Genomic DNA, 16,446 nt, shown 5'->3' with positions numbered 1-16,446 from the left:
CATAGTCACGTGTCCCCCGTGTGCGAAGAGCCGCACACCGGGGACAACCCATGACACACCGGCACTGAACGTGGCACGTCGCTAGCGCGCCACTTCCGGATAGAAGTCCCGCGACTGCCCCTTGGCGTCCTTCAGCCGGCCCAGCAGGCTCGCCGGGTACTCGATGACCCAGTAGCTCACCAGCGCCGCGGCCACCGCCACCACCAGCACGATCAGCACGGCGAGCGGGAAGCCCTCCTGGCCCGCGGGCGGCAGCAGTCCGGCCTCGTAGAGGCCGAGCATGATGGGCTCGTGCCAGACGAAGAGGCTGTAGCTGGCCAGTCCGACCGCGGTGAGCCACCGGGCCGACAGCCACGCTTCCCACCGCCCCGGTTTCCGCACATGGAGGGTGGCGAACAGCAGCACGGTCCACAGCACGGCGGAGAGCGGATGGTAGAAGGTGGTGGCGAAGTCCTCGGGGTCCGCGCTGAGCAGCGACAGCACGTACAGGGCCACGAGCGGCGCCACGCGGAGCGGGATCGTCGCCTTCGGGCCGAGCCGTCCGCGGTCGCCGAGGGCGACGGTCAGCACCGCGAGACCCATGCCCGCCGCGAACCCGCCGAAGCGGGCCTGCGGCCCGAAGTACACCGGCCATTCGGTGTACGGCACCTCGAACCCGTAGTGCGCGACGGCGATCCAGACCATCGGCCCGATGTACAGCAGCGCGCATCCGGCGGCGCACACCGCCACCCGCGCGGCCCTGCTCCGCAGCCGCCGGCAGGCACGGGCGGCCAGCGGGCCGAGTGCGACGAGCGCCAGATAGAACATGATCTCCAGCGACAACGACCAGGTCGGGCCGATGGTGTAGAAGATCTGCTCCTTGTCGAACACCTGGGTGAAGGTGAGATGCCGGAGCAGGTCCGGCCATTCTCCGGGCAACGACGGATTGCGGGTCGCCCAGATGAACAGGATGGCGAGGAAGTACAGCGGCACGATGCGGATCGCGCGCCGGAAGAGGAACACCCGGGCGGGTTTGGTCGATCCGCCGTCGATCGCGGCGCGCGCGTACGACAGGGTCAGCAGATACGCGGAGAGGACGAAGAAGAAGTCGATGACCTCGAGCGAGACGAGCGCGTTCGCGTAGGGGTTGGCCACCGGGGCGTGGGAACCGTCCTGGTCGTACGTGAAGTACTGCTGCCATACGTGGAAGACGACCGTGGCCATCGCGGCCAGTCCGCGGTAGCCCTGGATCTCGCCGTTGCGGCGGCGGGAGGTCGCGGACCGCACCGGTTTCACGACGGTGGGCGCGGCGGGGTGGTGGGTGTTGTTGTTGACCGTGGACAGGGTGCTCATGCGCGGGGCACCGCCTTGCCGCCGCCGGACCGCGGGGTGACCCGCCACTGCTGGTCCCGCAGCACCTCCTTGAGGAGCGCCTGGCGGGCCACGATGTTCTTGAAGTGGCTGTAGAAGAAGGTCGCCACGAAGAGATACCGCCAGAACCACGCCCTGCGGCGGCGCAGTTCGGGTATCGCCAGCCGCCACGCGAACAGCGCCTGCACCACTCCGGCGGAGAGCGTGAACAACGTGGCCAGCAGGCCGAGCGGCACCGCCCAGTCGAGTTCGCCGGGGCCACCCGCGCGCCAGGCCGCGTACAGCAGGACGGGCAGGATCTGGAGGGTCAGCCACGGCTGCACCTCACGCCAGCCGAGGAGGACGAACAGCCCCGCCTTCTGACGGAAGGTGAAGGCCGGGGAACGCATCGCGCGCCACAGGTACTTGAGCGACACCTGGAGCCAGCCCTGGGCCCAGCGCGACCGCTGGTTCCACAGGGCCTTGACGGTGGTGGGCGCCAGCTCACGGGAGACGAGGGTGCGGTCGGTGGCGATCTTGGCGCCCTCGTGGAGGGCGCGCATGGTGGCGTCGATGTCCTCGGTGAGCATCGAGCCGTGCATCCGGGTGCGGGCGAGCAGGTCGGTGCGCCAGAAGCCGTTGGAGCCGCCGAAGACGCCGAACGTGTAGAGCCGGGTGCGGCCCGGGTGGCTGACGGCGTAGATGGCCTCGAACTCCACGCCCACCAGCTTGGCGACCCAGGAGCTCTCACCGTTGCGGATCACGCAGTGGCCCTGGACGACGTCGTACCCGTGGGACAGCCAGTGCCAGGCGTTCTTGAAGGCGTCGGGGGCCGGGTGGTGGTCGGCGTCGAAGATGCCCACCATGTCGCCGCGCACCCGGGTGACGGCGGCGTTGATGTTCTGCGCCTTGGAGGTGGATCCCGCCACCGGCAACAGCACCAGGCGCGGATCGCGGCGGGCCATCTCCCGGAGGGTGTCCTCGACGGGCATCGGGTGCGGGGTGTTGTAGGCGAGCACGATTTCGAGCTCGTTGGGGTAGTCCAGCCGCAGGAACGATTCGACGGTGTCGACGATGGTCGCTGCCTCATTGGGGAGATAGGCGGCGATGACGGCGCTGGCCGGTGGATACGGCTGCGCGGGCCGCTCGGGGCGGGACGCGGCGTCGAGCGAGAAGAGGCATTCCAGCACGATGAGCACCGCGGAGACGATGAGGCCGCCGACCACCACCCAGTAGGCCGCCGACCCGACGTCCCAGCCCAGTTCGTACATCTGCTGGTAGAACACGAAGGGAATGGCCACGCCGAGCACGAGGACGAATAAGGGCGAGAGAGCCGAGAGCAGGGCCTGCACCGCCACGGTGACACGGCGTCGTCCGCGGGGCGCGCCACGCATCCAGGCCGCGTACTTGACCGGGCGCAGATCCCGGTGGCGGATGGACTCGGCCACCGCGTCCCGGGCCTGGTCCACGGCCTGGTCGCGGTCGGGGCAGTCGGTGAGCGGGGTCCAGCCGATGGCCGGGGTCAGCCGCACGTTCTCGTCGGCGACGACGAAGCGGGTGCCGGCCACGGTGTTGGCGAACTTCTGGAGGGTGCTGCGCGCGGTGTCCTCGTCGACGCCGGGCATCAGCATCAGCAGCCGCCCGTCGTCGTCCCAGCCGAGCCGGTCGCACACCCCGCCCAGCTTCTCCGCCACGCCGGCCAGCCGCTCGGCGACCTCGCGGCGCACCCGGGGCCCCAACCGGGCCTCCAGCGCGGCCATCTCGGCGACACCGACCATGGCCACGACGCCGCCGCTGCGGCTGTCGTCGGCGCGCTTGAGTTCCCGGTCGAGTTCGCCCAGGAAGTGCGGCTGGGAGTACAGGCCGGTACGCGGGTCCAGCAGCAGGTTCTCGACCGGTACCGGGACCCGGCGCAGCTTGGCCTCGATGCGGGCGGCCAGTTCGACGGGGTCGGAGGTGTCCGGTACGCAGTCGTCGGCGCCGCCGCGCAGCATGTCGGCGACGCCGGTGGGTCCGGGGTCCGTGGTGACCATGAGCAGGGGCAGCGCCCGGCCCGCGGGGGCGGCACGGACCTCGCGGATCACCTCCAGTCCGTCGTCGCTGCCGTCGAGGGCGACGATGGCGTCGGGCGGGGTCTGCCGGAGCTGTCGGTCCACGTCGCCGGGCCGGGCGTGGCTCACCTCGTGGCCCGCGGACACCAGGGTCCGGGTCAGCCGGTCGATGCCCGGGCCGGGCGCGCCGACCGCCAGCACATGTCCGCTCGGGCCGTCGGCGACGGCCTGGGGCGTCCCGGACGCGCCTGCTTCGGCCGATCCTCCGGACGTTCTTTCGGACGATGCTTCGGATGATTCGAGTGACCGCGGATGGTGCGAAATCAGCACCTGAGGAGTTCCTTCCTTGCCAAGTCGTGCGTCACCGAACGGGACATATGCGGGCACGCGGAATTCCGTCCGCGCGGGGCATATGCCGAGCGTGGCCGTTTGTCTGCCCGATGATGGGGCCGTTCAGCGGCGAATCGCCGTTGGTGAGGCTTCGCGTGAGGGTTTTTCGGCGTTGCTACGCGGAGGCCGTGGCCGGTCCGCTGCCGCAAGGTCTCCGGCGCTGCCCGGGACAGGCGCGTACCGCTCTTGCCGGGCCGCGGGACACGCGAACGTGTTCCAGCGAAGTGTGCATGGGTCCCATCCTTGTTCGGATCGTGGGGGGAGGACCGAACGTCACCAGTGCGACCAACCGGCCTTTTGTACGGGCCAGTCGGAAGCCCCAGTCTCTTCGATGACAACAGAACGGCACAACACCATCAGGTAACACTCTCATTAATCGATCACTGCGCTCTGGTGGCTTCCGCGGCGTTCGGCCTTGTCGGCGCTCCGTCGGTGCCCCGTCGGTGTCCTGTCGGTGCCGCATAGGCGGTGCGTCGGTACGGCGTCGGTGGCATCGCTCACTCTGACGAGAAGAAGCGATTCGGGGGACGGAAAGGGAGTACACGATGCGGAATATGAGAGTCCTGATTTCCGGTGCCAGCGTCGGCGGACCGGCTCTGGCGTACTGGCTGGACCGCTACGGATGCGAGGTCACCGTGGTGGAGCGGTACGCCCGGCTGCGGCCCGGCGGGCAGGCCATCGATGTCCGGGGCACGGCGCTGGAGGTGTGTGAGCGCATGGGGGTCCTGGAGGAGATCCGCGCTCACAGCACCGGTCTGCGCGGTATGTCGACGGTCGACGGCGACGGAAAGGAACTGTCCAGCACCACCGAATGGACCGCGAGCGGCGGCCGGCTCGACACCCCCGACGTCGAGATTCTCCGCGACGATCTGGCGACGATTCTCGTGGGCGCGGGAGGAAAGGGCATCGAATATCTCTTCGACGACTCGATCGCCGCGCTCGCCCAGGGCCCCGGCGAAGTGGCCGTCACCTTCCGCAGCGGGCTGTCGCGCACCTTCGATCTCGTGGTGGCCGCCGACGGAGTGCACTCCAGCACCCGTCGGCTCGTCTTCGGCCCCGAGGAGAACTTCCTCCGCCCGCTGGGCAGTTACCTGGCAGTGTGGACCGTGCCGAATTATCTCGGCCTCGACCGCTGGCAGGTGGCCTACCTGATGGAGGACGCCGACGCGTGGGGCGGAATGGTGATGAGCGTCCGCGACAACACCGAGGCGCGGGTCTATGTCGGCTTCGACTCGGACGAACCGCCCGCGCGGGTGCTCGGCGACCGGACCCCCTCGGAGCACAAGCAGCTGGTGGCCGAGCGGTACGCGAACGCGCGCTGGGAGATGCCACGGCTGCTGGAGTACATGTGGGGCGCCCCCGACTTCCATTTCGACGCGGTCGCCCAGATCCATATGGACTCCTGGTCCCGTGGCCGGGTGGCGCTGCTCGGCGACGCGGGCTACTGCGGTTCGCCCGCCTCCGGCCAGGGCACCTCCCTGGCCCTGGTCGGGGCGTACGTCCTGGCGGGCGAGCTGAAGGCCGCGGGCGGTGACCACACCACGGCCTTCGCCGCCTACGAGCGCGAACTGCGCGACTTCGTGACCGCCAACCAGGCGCTGGCCCTGGTCAACAGGGAGCGGATGGACGCCGAGGTCAGCGGGGACGACCAGGACATGTACACCGATGACTTCTACAAGGTGGTCAACTCGCTGACGCTCAAGGACCACTGACCGGACCCTGTCCTAGGACACCACGTCCTTCCGGCCGAAGCCGCGGAAGGCGAGGGCGAAGAGCACCAGCGCGTACGCCACCGACACCGCCGTGCCCTTCAGCATTCCACCCCACTCCAGATGGGGCTGGAGTGCGTCGGCCCAGGCGAACTGCCAGTGCGCGGGCAGGAACTCGCGCCAGGAGCCCAGCGCCGTGACGGCGTCCAGCACATTGCCCACGATGGTCAGCCCGACCGCGCCGCCCACCGCACCCAGCGGTGCGTCGGTGACGGTCGACAGCCAGAACGCGAGGGCGGCGGTGATGAGTTGGGACAGGAAGATGTACGTGACCACCAGGGCGAGCCGGGTGAGGGCGTCGCCCGTGCCCAGCTCGCCGCCGGTGGGCAGGCGCAGCGGCCCCCAGCCGTACGCCACCGTCCCCACCAGCAGCGCGACGAGCGGCAGCAGCACCATCGCGGCCGCGCTGAACGCCAGCGCCACGGCCAGCTTTCCGGCCAGCAGCCGCGCCCGGGGCACGGGCGCGGCCAGCAGATAGCGCAGCGAGGACCAGTTGGCCTCCGAGGCGACGGTGTCACCGCAGAACAGCGCGACGGGCACGACCAGCAGGAAGGCCGCCGAGACGAAGAGCGCGGTGGCCGCGAGGTTGGCGCCCGAGGAGGTGGCGGTCTCCATCAGGGTGACCCGGTCGTCCCGCCCCTCGGGCGTACCCCCGATCGCGAACGCGGCGACGAGGACGAACGGCAGCGCGGCCAGCACCACGCCCATCACCAGGGTGCGGCGGCGGCGCAGCTGCCGTACCGCCTCGACCCGCAGGGGCAGGGTGTGGCGCGCCCGGTAGCCGGGCGCCGCCTCCGTCACGGAGCTCATGGAGCTCACGGGACTGCTCATGCGGATCCTCCTTCGATCAGCGTCAGGAACGCGTCCTCCAGGCGCCGGTTGGGCCCGAAGCTGGTCACCGGGATCTCCAGCCGCACCAGCTCGGCCAGCAGCCGCGCCGGGGCGGCGCCGTCGACCAGGACGAGCAGCCCGGCGTCGGTGCGCACCGCGGAGGTGATGCCGGGCAGCGCGCTCACCTTGTCGACCAGGGCGTCGCTCAGCTCGCCCTCGTGGCCGACCAGCAGGCTCTCCCCGGTGCCGGTGATCTCCCCGACCGGGCCTGCCTGCACCAGCCGCCCGCGGTCCATGACCACCAGATGGGTGCAGGACTGTTCGACCTCGGACAGGAGATGGCTGGAGACGATCACCGTGCGTCCGGCGGCCGCGTACCGGATCATCACCTCGCGCATCTCGCGGATCTGGGGCGGGTCGAGGCCGTTGGTCGGCTCGTCCAGGATGAGCAGATCGGGCAGGCCCAGCATGGCCTGGGCGATGGCGAGCCGCTGCCGCATGCCCTGGGAGTACGTGCGCACCGCGCGCTCCAGCGCCTCGCCGAGACCGGCGATCTCCAGCGCCTCGTCGAGGTGCGCGTCCTCGGCGGGCCGTCCTGTGGCGCGCCAGTACAGCTCCAGGTTGGCGCGTCCGGTCAGATGCGGCAGGAATCCCGCTCCCTCGACGAAGGCGCCCACCCGGGACAGGACGGGCGCGCCGGGCCTGATGGCCTGGCCGAAGACGCGGATCTCCCCGCCGTCCGGGCTGATGAGGCCCATCAGCATGCGCAGCGTGGTGGTCTTTCCGGCGCCGTTCGGCCCGAGCAGTCCGAGCACCTGCCCCTTCTCGACGCGGAAGGAGAGGTCGCGCACGGCGTACCGGTCGGCGGACTTGGCGTAGCGCTTGCTGAGGTCGGTGATCTGGAGCGGTACGTCGGTCAGCGCGGGGTCCGGCGGTGGCGCGGATGTCGGCCGCCTGCCGGTCAGCAGCAGGGCGAGCGCCACCGCGGCGCCGCCGAGTGGCAGCCCCCACACCCACCACGGCAGCGAGGCGGGCTCGGTGTGCACCCCGGGCGCGGTCGGCACGCTCAGGCCGTCGCCCGCGAGCGCGACGCGGTACGTGGCGGGCTGGGCCGGGGAGGCGTAGCCGAGGTCGGTGGAGGCGAGCACGAGCCGCAGCGAGTGGCCCGCGATGACCTCGTGGTCGACGGCGGGCAGCCGGAGCGTGACGGTCTTCCCCTTCTTCGCGTCGGTGACGCGAACGGGGGTGACGAGCTGGGAGGGCAGCGTCTGCTGCCCGTCCGGCCCGACGTCGTACACCTTGGCGAACAGCACGGCGTCGTCGGTGTCCGCCCGCACGCGGACCTTCACCGCGGGCGTCCCGGTGATCCGCAGGGGCTGCTTCAGCGGTGCGGAGTCGAATCGGGCGAACTGGCCGGGGACGTCGAGGGAGAGGCCGATCCCGAACGAGGACGCCTGGGACAGCGCGGCGATGCCCGGCACCGTGGAGACCGACGGCGGTCCGCCGCCGGGCGGGTTCGCGAACGACTGCTCGCGGCCGCGCAGCGCCACGTTCCGGCGGCCGTCCTCCAGGCCCGGGTAGCGGTCGCCGGTGGCGCCGCGCAACTGGACGGCGCCGTTGGTGGAGTCGACGCCACCGGAGCGGGTGACCCGGAAGGCGGGCCCGGTGTCGGTGCCCCGGTCGCCCTTGAGGTAGCGGTCGAACCAGTCCCGGGTGCGGTCCTGGACGCGCCCGGTCTCGCGGTCGCCGCCGTCGTGTCCCCCGTCGGTCCAGTCGACGTCGACCGGGGCGCCGTTGGCCTTGATCGCCGTTGCCATCGCATCGGCCTGGCCGAGCGGGAAGAGGGAGTCGGACTGGCCCTGGAAGATCAGCGTCGGGACCTTGATCCGGTCGGCCACGGCGGACGGGCTGCGGGCCTCCAGCATGCGCCGGGCGGCGTCGTCCGGCTTCCCGGCGACCGCGACGCGTTCGTACATCGCGCACAGCTGCTTCTCGAACCGTCCACAGCCCTGGTTCCGCCCGTCCGCGGCGGGCGGGGCGCTCGGGGCGGCCTGGCCGCCCTGGCCTTCCTGACCACCGCCCTGGCCGCCTCCTCCGCCGCCCTGCGGGCCGGACTCGTCCTGGGAGCCCTGGGAGTCCTGGCCCTGCTGACCCCCGGAGAGATCGGCCGAGCCCGTGGTGAAGAAGAGCCCGGCCCACAGCCTCTTGAAGACGCCGTCCGGGAACAGCGCGTCGGCCAGGTTCCAGTAGGTGATCTCGGGCGCGATGGCGTCGACCCGCCGGTCGTACCCCGCGGCGAGCAGCGACACCGCCCCGCCGTACGAGGCACCGGCGACGCCCACGCGGGGATCGCCCCGGGCGTCGAGCCGCACCTCGGGCCGCTTCGCCAGCCAGTCGACCAGCCGCCGGGCGTCGGCCACCTCATGGTCCGGGTCGTTGAGCCCGATCTTGCCGGTCGATCTGCCGAAGCCACGCGCCGACCAGGTCAGCACTGCGTAACCGTCCCGGGCCAGCTCCTCGGCCTGCTCCCGGACGTCCTCCTTGCTGCCCCCGAAACCGTGGGCGAGCAGCACCGCGGGGCGGCGGCCCTGGCCCGCGGTGAAGTACGAGGTGTCCAGACGCGTCCCGGGCATGTCCAGCACCCGGTCCGCACGATGCACGGCCGGCCGGTCGTCGGCGGCTACGACGGTGGCCCAGGTGCCCGTGCCCGCGAGGACGGCGACAGCGGCCACCGTCGCGAGCAGCCGCCGACCGCGCAGGGTCTTTCGGAGATCCATGACAGAACCCTAGGCATGAGATGACGACACTGGCGCTGACATCAGACGGATTCCGTCCTGCTTCTCAAGGAGTATCCGGCAACGCGCCGTACACCCGACGCGGTACGCCGCGGATCACTCCGTTCCGCCCTCGCGGAGGTGCGGCACGCGTCACAATGACGCCCATGGGGGACTATCTGGACGAAAACCTTCGCCGTTTGATCCGCGAGGCAATGGCCGATCCCGACCGCAACCGCCCGTTCTCCGGCGACAGCCGGGAGTCGGTGCTGTCCCTGGAGACCCTGCGCAACATGGCCGGGATCGTCGACCGCGCCCGGGGCCGTCTGACACCCGCGCAGGTGAGCCCGGCCGAGGTGGACATCGAGGCGGTCTATCTGGCGGCCTGCTTCCATCTGGCGCGAGGCCCCCACGCCCCCGAGGCCGAGGCTGCGGAGGACCGCCTCGCCGCGGGCTTCCTCTTCTCGGTCGTGCACGCGCTGCGGCCCGCCGCCCTCCCCCGGGCGCTCAGGGAGGGACTGGCCGGCACGACCGCGCACGTGGCACCGGTCTGGAAGATCCTGCACGCGATCTCCGTCGTGCTGTTCTCCGCCAGCGCGTCCGCCCGGGACGAGGCCGGGCTGTGGCGGGCCGCCGAGATGTTCCGTCACACGCGGGAGACGGCGCCCGAGAAGGATGCGCCCGGGATCCTCTTCAACGAGGGTTCTGTGCTGGACACACTCTTCGATCTCACCGGGGATCAGACACTGATCACCGCGGCGGTCGCGCTGATGCGGCAGGCCGTGGCGGCGTTCCCCGACGACGAGGAGCCGCCCGCCGCGGCGCTGAACGCGCTGGCCGCGGCGCAGGCCAAAGTGGCACCACCCGCCTCCGCGGCCGACGAGGCAACGCCGGGCGGGCGCATGGCCCGGTACAACCTCACGGGGGCGGCGGGCGATCTGGACACCTCCATCGCGGACGTACGAGCGGAGCTGGACGCCACGCCCACCGGCGATCCGGCTCGCGAGAGCCACCGGATCAGTCTGGGCAACCTGTTGCGCATGCGCTTCGAGGCCACCGGCCACCTCGGCGACCTGACCGAGGCGATCGGCCTCCTACGGGACACCCTGCGGACCGTGACCGACGACGCGCTGCGGTCTCCGGCGTACTCCCTGCTCGGCCTCGCCCTCCTCGACCAGTACGTCAACACCGGCAAACCGGCCGACCTCGACGCCGCGACCGCGGCAACCCGGAGCGCGATGGCGGGCAGCACTCCCCTGTCACCCCACCACGGCCAGCTGCTCACCAATCTGGCCGCCGTACTGCACACACGCTTCCAGGCGCACGGCGAACTGGCGGAACTGGCCGAGGCCATCCGCCACTTGGAGCATGCGGTGGCCGCCACCCCGCCCCATCAGCACGACCACCCCGTGATGCGGATCAAGCTGGCCGTCGCCCTCGGGGCGCGCGGGCAGCACACCGGGCAGGTCGCCGAGGTCGACCGTGGTGTCGAGCTGCTGCGGTCGGTGCTCGCCGCGACTCCGGCCACCAGCCCGCACTGGCAGGCGGCGAGCATGGAGCTGGGCGCGCTCCTGACGGCACGTTCGGGCATGACCCACGCCCCGGGAGATCTCCTCGCCGCCACGCGGCAGTTCCGCGCCACCGCGCTCGCGCCCGGCGAGGACATTCGCATCCGGCTGAGGGCGGCCTGCCTCTGGGGGCGGAACGGCGCGTACTTCGGTGATCTGCCCGAGGCCACACGGGCGTTCGGGGTCGCGCTGGACGATCTGCTCCCCAAGCTCACCGGCCGGGCGCTGGACCGGCGGTCGAGGGAGGTGCGGCTGCGCGAGCTGCCGTCGCTGGCCTGTAGCGCCGCCGCCGTCGAGATCAGCGCGGACCGCCCCGAAGAGGCGCTGGTACGGCTCGAACAGGGCCGTGGCGTGTTATTGGCCCAGGCGCTGCGGCTGCGCGGCCGCCACCCCGAACTGGACGCGGCGGCGCCCGAGCTGGCCGGGCGGTTCGAGCGAGTGTGCGCCGAGCTGATCGAGGAGCGCGGCACCGCCCCGCAACGCGCCGCCCTGAACGCGGAGTTCGCGTCCCTCCTGACCCAGATCCGGCGGCTCGAGGGCTTCGAGCGGTTCCACCGGCCGCTCGACTGGGAGCGGCTGCGCACGGTGGCCGCGCAGGGTCCGGTCGTGGTGCTCAACATCGCGGAGCTGCGCTGTGACGCCCTGCTGCTGCGCGCCGACGCCGACGGCAGGACCGGCGTCGACGTGCTTCCGCTCGCCGGGGTCACCCGGGCTGAGGTCAGCCGCCGCTCCGAGGGCTTCCACGCCGCGGTCACGGCGCTGTCCTCCGCCGCGGGTCTGGCCGACGCGGACACTCACCAGCGGACCATGGACGACACACTGGAGTGGCTGTGGGTGCACATCGCGGGCCCCGTGCTCACCCGGCTCGGGCTGGACCGGCCGGTGGGGCCCGGGGCCGAGCGCGGGGAGTGGCCACGGCTGTGGTGGTGTCCCACCGGGCCGCTGGCCCTGCTGCCGCTGCACGCGGCGCGGTGCCCCGCGGACGGAAGCCATGTGCAGGACCGGGTGGTGTCGTCGTACACCCCGACGCTGGGCGCCCTGCTGCACGCCCGGGACCGGGCGGCGCCGTCCGGCAAGCCGCTCGCGCTGGCCGCCGTGGGAGTGCCCGCGCCCCCGCCCGGTGCGGACGGCGCCGCGCTTCCGCCGCTGCCCGCGGTCGACGACGAGCTGGCGGCGGTGGCCGAGCTGCCGGGCGGGCAGTCCCGGCTGCTCGGCGCGGACGCCACCCCCGAGGCCGTACTCGCCGCGCTGCGCACTCATCCGTACGCGCATCTGGCGTGCCACGGCTCGTACGACCCCGAGGATCCGTCGGCGGGCGGGCTGCTGCTGCACGGCGGTGAGCTGACCGTGCACGATCTGACCACCCAGCGGCTGGACGAGGCGGAGTTCGCCTATCTGTCCGCCTGCCACACCGCCGCGCCCGGCACCACCCTGGTCGACGAGGTGATCACGCTCGCCTCGGCGTTCCAGCTGTGCGGCTACCGCCATGTGATCGGCAGCCTGTGGACGCTGAAGGACGCGATCACCCCCGCCCTCGCCCGGGACACGTACGGGGCGCTGGGCGCGGCGCGGTCGACGGCAGGCTCGGCGCACGCGCTGCACCGGGCGGTCCAGCGGCTGCGTGCTGAACGGCGCTACGCGGGGCCGCTGTTCTGGGCGTCAATGATTCACATCGGCCCGTAGCGGGGTGCGCCCGACTGACAGAAAAAGCGCACAAATGCGGTCAGGAATAATCCTTGCCCATCACATCCGTAAATTCTTCCGGGTCGACAGTGAATCCGCGGATGACGCTGTGGATTCCCCACTCCCCCGCTTCGTCCCGGGTGAACTCCGCGACCGTGGCTGCTGTGGCTCCGGAGACGCCGGTGAAATCGCCTTCCATCAGCTCGGTATATCCCTCGACGATCCGGACGCTGGTGTTCCGGACATCGCCGAAGGTCTTCCGCCCGGCGTTCTGCTGGATGGCCACACCCACGACGACCCGGGAGTACTCCTCCGACAGCCGCTCGAACTCCAAGGTCATCGCCTCGTCGGTGCCCAGCCCCTGGCCGGTGCGGCTGTCCCGGTTGAGGTAAATGGTGCCGTCGGGCGACCGGCTGTCGAAGTGCACCAGATACGCGGGTTCACCGTACGGATCGGTCGCACGGTAGGTCCCGGCGACGATGTCGAGATCATTGGCCGGTTCCCCGCTGGGGCTGGGGTCCCACTTGAGCGCCACCTCGATTTTCCCGAGCCCCTTGTTCAGACCACTCATCCAGACTTCCCTTTCGCCTTACCCGTGTTGAATACGCGTCCGGTCAATCCTATCGTGCGCAAGGCCAGTTGAGGCTTTGGCCAGGGGCGGAGCGCCCGGCGCTCCGGATGATCGGCGATCTTCTCGGCCCGCCCGCATTCCCCCCGGTGTCCACCCCGCGATGAGGGCTCTCTACTATGGGCCTCCGTACTAACGGAGGTAAGCGTCTGACGGCGGAAGGAAGCGTCCATGCGGCGGCTGGGGGATCTCGAGGCGGAGATCATGGACCGTCTGTGGACGTGGCGGCGCCCGGCGACGGTGCGGGAGATCGTCGACGACATCAACACACAGCGGCCGGTCGCTTACACCACGGTGATGACCGTGGCCACCATCCTCTACAACAAGGGCTGGCTCCAGCGCGGCAAAGAGGGCCGGGCCTGGCTGTACTCGCCGGTACGCAGCCGTGAGGAGTACTCCGCCGCGCTGATGGAGGACGCGCTGGGCACCAGCCAGGACCGCCCCGCGGCCCTCGCCCACTTCGTCGAGCAGATGGGCCCCGAGGAGGTCAGCGCCCTGCGCAAGGCGCTGCGGGCGGCCGGGCGGCGGAACCAGGAGTGATCCCGGCGCTCGCCCTGGCCTGCTACGCGGCCGCGGTCGGCACCCTGGCCCCGCGGGCCCTGCTGCGCAGCGCCTGGCCCCACCGCTCCCCCGCACTCGCCGTGGCCGCCTGGCAGGGCCTGGCCGTGTCGTTCACGGTCGCGCTGGCGCTGGCCGCGTACCACCTCGCCGTCCCGACCGGACACCTCGACGCGGGAGTGTCCGGCTTAGTGCACTTCTGCGGGCTGACCTGGCACGCCCGCGCCCCGGTGCCCGGCCCCCTCGACGTCCCGGCCGCCGTCCTGCCGCTGCTCGTGGCGCTGCTCACGCTCGCCCGCTTCGGCCTCGAGGTGCTGCGGGCGCGGCGGGCCCGCTCCCGCCACCTGGGCGTGCTGGACCTGGTCGGCCGCCGCTCCGCGGGGCTGCGCGCCACCGTTCTCGACCATGAGCTGCCCGCCGTGTACTGCCTGCCGGGACGCTGCCCGCGCGTGGTCGTCAGCACCGGCGCGCTGCGCGTGCTGTCCGGCGCCCAGCTCGACGCCGTGCTGGACCACGAGCGCGCGCACATCTCGGGCCGCCACCATCTGACGCTGGCCGCGGCCGAGGCGTTCGCCAGGGCCTTCCGGTGGCTGCCGCTGGCCCGCGCCGCCCGCGAGCAGACGGCGATGCTCCTGGAGATGGCGGCGGACGACCGTGCGCTGCGCCGCCACCCGCGCGAGACCCTCGCCAGGGCGCTGTACGAGATGGCGGCGAGCCGCACCCCCCGCGGGGCGTTCGCGGCCGGTGGCCCCGGCGCCCTGGTCCGGCTGCACCGCATGCTGGGCCCACACCACCGCCCGCATCCCGCCTTCCGGCTCGCGGTGGCCACGGGCGCCGTGGCCCTCCCGCTGCTGCCCGTGGTGGTGGGCTGCGCCCCGGGGATGATGTAGCCACCCCCGGGGCGCCGCGACTCAGAGCCGTCAGAGCCGGTCGAGGATCTTCCGCAGCGTGGTCACCTCGGCCGACTGGTTCTTGATCACGTCACCGGCGAGCTTCTTGGCGGTGGCGTTGCGGCCCTTCTTCTGCTCGTCCTCGGCCATGGTGATCGCGCCCTTGTGGTGGTCGATCATCATCTGCGCGAAGGCGCGGTCGAAGGCAGCACCCTTGGCGGCCTCCAGCCGGTCCATGTCCTTCTGGGACATCATGCCGTCCATGCCACCCGATCCGTGATCCATGCCACCCGATCCGTGGTCCATGCCACCTGATCCGTGATCCATGCCGGGCATGCTGTCCGACGAGGGCGAGACCGGCTTGCCCCAGGACTTCAGCCAGGACTTCATGGTCCTGATCTCGGGGTCCTGGGCCTTTTCGATCTTCCCGGCCAGGGAGGTGATTTGCTTGTCCCCGGCCCGGCCGTCGGCCAGCTTCGCCATCTCCAGCGCCTGCTGGTGGTGCGGGATCATCATCTGCGCGAACGAGACGTCCGCGTCATTGAAACCACCCGGCGCCGGGGTGGCGGTGGCCTTCGCGGAGGCGGAGGAGTCCTTGCTCCCGTGGTCCATGCCCTTCATGTCGTCGTTGCCACCGCAGGCGGTGAGCAGCAGCCCACCCGTGGCGACGATGCCCACCAGCGCCAGGCGGCGGGCACGCGGGCGGCGCGGTGCGTGCTGGAAGTTGGTCATGCCGATGTACCTCATGTCGTGTGTGTTGTCGGTGTTCCGTGTGCTGTGTTCTGCGGGGTGGCGCGGGTACGGCCTATATCCGCAGGACCGACAACGCGGTGAGGTCGGGCGTCGACGAGGGAGGGGCGGGCCGCGGTACCGCGGCCATCGGTGCGGAGCGGGGCGGGGGCGGGCCACGGCGCCGTACGAGGGCGGCCCGCAGCACGGTCGTGAGCACCCATGCGCCGAGCACCGCCACGCACAGCGAGGCCATGTCCATCCCGGTCATGGGCGCGGACGGGGTGTGGTGCGCGGCGACGGCGGGGACGGCCCGGGAGTCGTCGGCCCGGGGCCCGTCGTCGTGAGAGGCCATGGAGGGCGCGTCATCCCGCATGGCCTCGTGCATCCCACCGGAGGCGTGTGCCGAGGTGCTCATGCCCGATCCCGAGCCGCCGTTGGGGTGGCCCATGGAGTGCATCATCAGCACCCCGAGCACGAGCAGGACGACGAACAGGAGGCGTCGCAGGACACCGCCCGCTCGTACGCGTCCGCTCGCGTGCATGCCGTGCCCTCCGACGATGACGATGATGGGTAGCCCGTCGCATTCACCTTACTGCTAAGGCAATTAGTACACGACGGGGACCCCCGTCAGCCGCCGGGGGCGGAGGCCGGGCGGGTCAGCCCTCCCGCCAGTCCAGCTTGATCAGCATGTTCTTCGCCTCTTCGGCCACCTCGGTGTCGGCGACCACGTCATAGCGTGCGGCCACGATCTGGCTCCGGGAGGAGAAATCGCGGCGTCCACCGGTCAGGGCGTGTCCGACGAAGCCCGCGATGGCGCCGAAGGCCGCGCCGTAGAGGATGCCGCTCAGGATCAGCACCAGCACGCTGTGGGGCCCCTGGGCGAACACCGACAGCAGCAGCCCGATCAGCAGACCGAACCAGGCGCCGGTGCCCAGCCCGGCGAGCGCGGCGCGACCGCGGGTGAGGCGCCCGAGCACGGTCTCGACCATGCGCAGGTCGGAGCCGATGATCGCGGTGTGCTCGACGGCAAACTTGTTGTCGGACAGGAAGTCGACCGCGCGCTGGGCGGCGGCGTAGTTCGCGTACGAGCCGACGACCGGACGGTCGACGACCGCCGACGGCAGTTGCTGGGGCATCGCAGAACTCCCTCCGCGGCGCATTGATAGCGCCATCGAGGGTGAAACGCTTGAAAATGCGGACATATTCTTACTAGAGACACTGACCCCGAGGGTTGGACCAGTCC

The 16,446-nt window shown here is 71.5% G+C and carries 12 protein-coding genes; 4 read left to right on the top strand and 8 right to left on the bottom strand.

Features of this window, described 5'->3' with window-relative positions:
* Positions 1 to 81: 81 nt before the first annotated feature.
* Positions 82 to 1,332 carry an acyltransferase gene (locus tag HYQ63_RS41010; protein ID WP_179939113.1) on the bottom strand — a complete coding sequence of 417 codons (1,251 nt, stop codon included), beginning with the start codon at positions 1,330 to 1,332 and terminating at the stop codon, positions 82 to 84.
* Positions 1,329 to 3,323 carry a glycosyltransferase gene (locus tag HYQ63_RS41005; protein ID WP_179941059.1) on the bottom strand — a complete coding sequence of 665 codons (1,995 nt, stop codon included), beginning with the start codon at positions 3,321 to 3,323 and terminating at the stop codon, positions 1,329 to 1,331. The genes HYQ63_RS41010 and HYQ63_RS41005 overlap by 4 nt, the downstream gene beginning before the upstream one ends.
* A gap of 992 nt (positions 3,324 to 4,315) precedes the next feature.
* Here HYQ63_RS41005 and HYQ63_RS41000 point away from each other — a divergent pair.
* Positions 4,316 to 5,482: an FAD-dependent monooxygenase gene (locus HYQ63_RS41000; RefSeq protein ID WP_179939112.1), complete on the top strand. Its 1,167-nt coding sequence runs from the start codon at positions 4,316 to 4,318 to the stop codon at positions 5,480 to 5,482.
* Positions 5,483 to 5,494: 12 nt separating this feature from the next.
* Here the strand turns inward: HYQ63_RS41000 and HYQ63_RS40995 are convergent, their stop codons facing one another.
* Together HYQ63_RS40995 and HYQ63_RS40990 are read right to left on the bottom strand one after the other, a co-directional pair.
* On the bottom strand, positions 5,495 to 6,370 hold the full coding sequence (locus tag HYQ63_RS40995; protein WP_257232484.1) for an ABC transporter permease: 876 nt from the start codon (positions 6,368 to 6,370) through the stop codon (positions 5,495 to 5,497).
* The gene (locus tag HYQ63_RS40990) at positions 6,367 to 9,147 is read right to left on the bottom strand and encodes an alpha/beta fold hydrolase (protein ID WP_179939111.1); all 2,781 of its coding nucleotides are present in this window, start codon (positions 9,145 to 9,147) and stop codon (positions 6,367 to 6,369) included. Before HYQ63_RS40990 ends, HYQ63_RS40995 begins: the two co-directional genes overlap by 4 nt.
* A gap of 164 nt (positions 9,148 to 9,311) precedes the next feature.
* Here HYQ63_RS40990 and HYQ63_RS40985 point away from each other — a divergent pair, with 164 nt between their 5' ends.
* The gene (locus HYQ63_RS40985; RefSeq protein WP_179939110.1) at positions 9,312 to 12,395 is read left to right on the top strand and encodes a CHAT domain-containing protein; all 3,084 of its coding nucleotides are present in this window, start codon (positions 9,312 to 9,314) and stop codon (positions 12,393 to 12,395) included.
* A 40-nt stretch (positions 12,396 to 12,435) separates the two neighbouring features.
* Here HYQ63_RS40985 and HYQ63_RS40980 read toward each other — a convergent pair whose 3' ends face one another.
* The gene (locus tag HYQ63_RS40980; RefSeq protein ID WP_179939109.1) at positions 12,436 to 12,966 is read right to left on the bottom strand and encodes a TerD family protein; all 531 of its coding nucleotides are present in this window, start codon (positions 12,964 to 12,966) and stop codon (positions 12,436 to 12,438) included.
* 228 nt (positions 12,967 to 13,194) lie between these two features.
* On the opposite strand from HYQ63_RS40980, the gene HYQ63_RS40975 reads away from it, so the two are divergent.
* Both HYQ63_RS40975 and HYQ63_RS40970 read left to right on the top strand, forming a co-directional pair.
* Positions 13,195 to 13,563, top strand: a complete 369-nt coding sequence (locus HYQ63_RS40975; RefSeq protein ID WP_009720553.1) for a BlaI/MecI/CopY family transcriptional regulator — start codon at positions 13,195 to 13,197, stop codon at positions 13,561 to 13,563.
* Positions 13,560 to 14,471, top strand: a complete 912-nt coding sequence (locus tag HYQ63_RS40970) for a M56 family metallopeptidase (RefSeq protein ID WP_179939108.1) — start codon at positions 13,560 to 13,562, stop codon at positions 14,469 to 14,471. The genes HYQ63_RS40975 and HYQ63_RS40970 overlap by 4 nt, the downstream gene beginning before the upstream one ends.
* A gap of 30 nt (positions 14,472 to 14,501) precedes the next feature.
* Here HYQ63_RS40970 and HYQ63_RS40965 read toward each other — a convergent pair whose 3' ends face one another.
* The 3 genes from HYQ63_RS40965 to HYQ63_RS40955 form a co-directional block, all read right to left on the bottom strand.
* Complete coding sequence (locus tag HYQ63_RS40965; RefSeq protein WP_179939107.1) at positions 14,502 to 15,203, bottom strand: DUF305 domain-containing protein; 702 nt, start codon at positions 15,201 to 15,203, stop codon at positions 14,502 to 14,504.
* Positions 15,204 to 15,276: 73 nt separating this feature from the next.
* Positions 15,277 to 15,744, bottom strand: a complete 468-nt coding sequence (locus HYQ63_RS40960) for a DUF6153 family protein (protein WP_179939106.1) — start codon at positions 15,742 to 15,744, stop codon at positions 15,277 to 15,279.
* Between the two features lie 115 nt (positions 15,745 to 15,859).
* Positions 15,860 to 16,339, bottom strand: coding sequence for a general stress protein (locus HYQ63_RS40955; RefSeq protein WP_179939105.1), 480 nt, complete (start codon positions 16,337 to 16,339; stop codon positions 15,860 to 15,862).
* Positions 16,340 to 16,446 lie beyond the last annotated feature (107 nt).

The organism is Streptomyces sp. Rer75, assembly GCF_013414305.1.
GTDB classification, from domain to species: Bacteria; Actinomycetota; Actinomycetes; order Streptomycetales; family Streptomycetaceae; genus Streptomyces; species Streptomyces himastatinicus.
This window is presented reverse-complemented; position numbering and strand designations above follow the sequence as displayed.

Bases quoted from the DNA above. Each gene is read 5' to 3' on its own strand.
- HYQ63_RS41010 (WP_179939113.1), bottom strand. From the start codon at position 1,332: ATGAGCACCCTGTCCACGGTCAACAACAACACCCACCACCCCGCCGCG.
- HYQ63_RS41005 (WP_179941059.1), bottom strand. From the start codon at position 3,323: ATGCTGCGCGGCGGCGCCGACGACTGCGTACCGGACACCTCCGACCCC.
- HYQ63_RS41000 (WP_179939112.1), top strand. From the start codon at position 4,316: ATGCGGAATATGAGAGTCCTGATTTCCGGTGCCAGCGTCGGCGGACCG.
- HYQ63_RS40995 (WP_257232484.1), bottom strand. From the start codon at position 6,370: ATGAGCAGTCCCGTGAGCTCCATGAGCTCCGTGACGGAGGCGGCGCCC.
- HYQ63_RS40990 (WP_179939111.1), bottom strand. From the start codon at position 9,147: ATGGATCTCCGAAAGACCCTGCGCGGTCGGCGGCTGCTCGCGACGGTG.
- HYQ63_RS40985 (WP_179939110.1), top strand. From the start codon at position 9,312: ATGGGGGACTATCTGGACGAAAACCTTCGCCGTTTGATCCGCGAGGCA.
- HYQ63_RS40980 (WP_179939109.1), bottom strand. From the start codon at position 12,966: ATGAGTGGTCTGAACAAGGGGCTCGGGAAAATCGAGGTGGCGCTCAAG.
- HYQ63_RS40975 (WP_009720553.1), top strand. From the start codon at position 13,195: ATGCGGCGGCTGGGGGATCTCGAGGCGGAGATCATGGACCGTCTGTGG.
- HYQ63_RS40965 (WP_179939107.1), bottom strand. From the start codon at position 15,203: ATGACCAACTTCCAGCACGCACCGCGCCGCCCGCGTGCCCGCCGCCTG.
- HYQ63_RS40960 (WP_179939106.1), bottom strand. From the start codon at position 15,744: ATGCACGCGAGCGGACGCGTACGAGCGGGCGGTGTCCTGCGACGCCTC.
- HYQ63_RS40955 (WP_179939105.1), bottom strand. From the start codon at position 16,339: ATGCCCCAGCAACTGCCGTCGGCGGTCGTCGACCGTCCGGTCGTCGGC.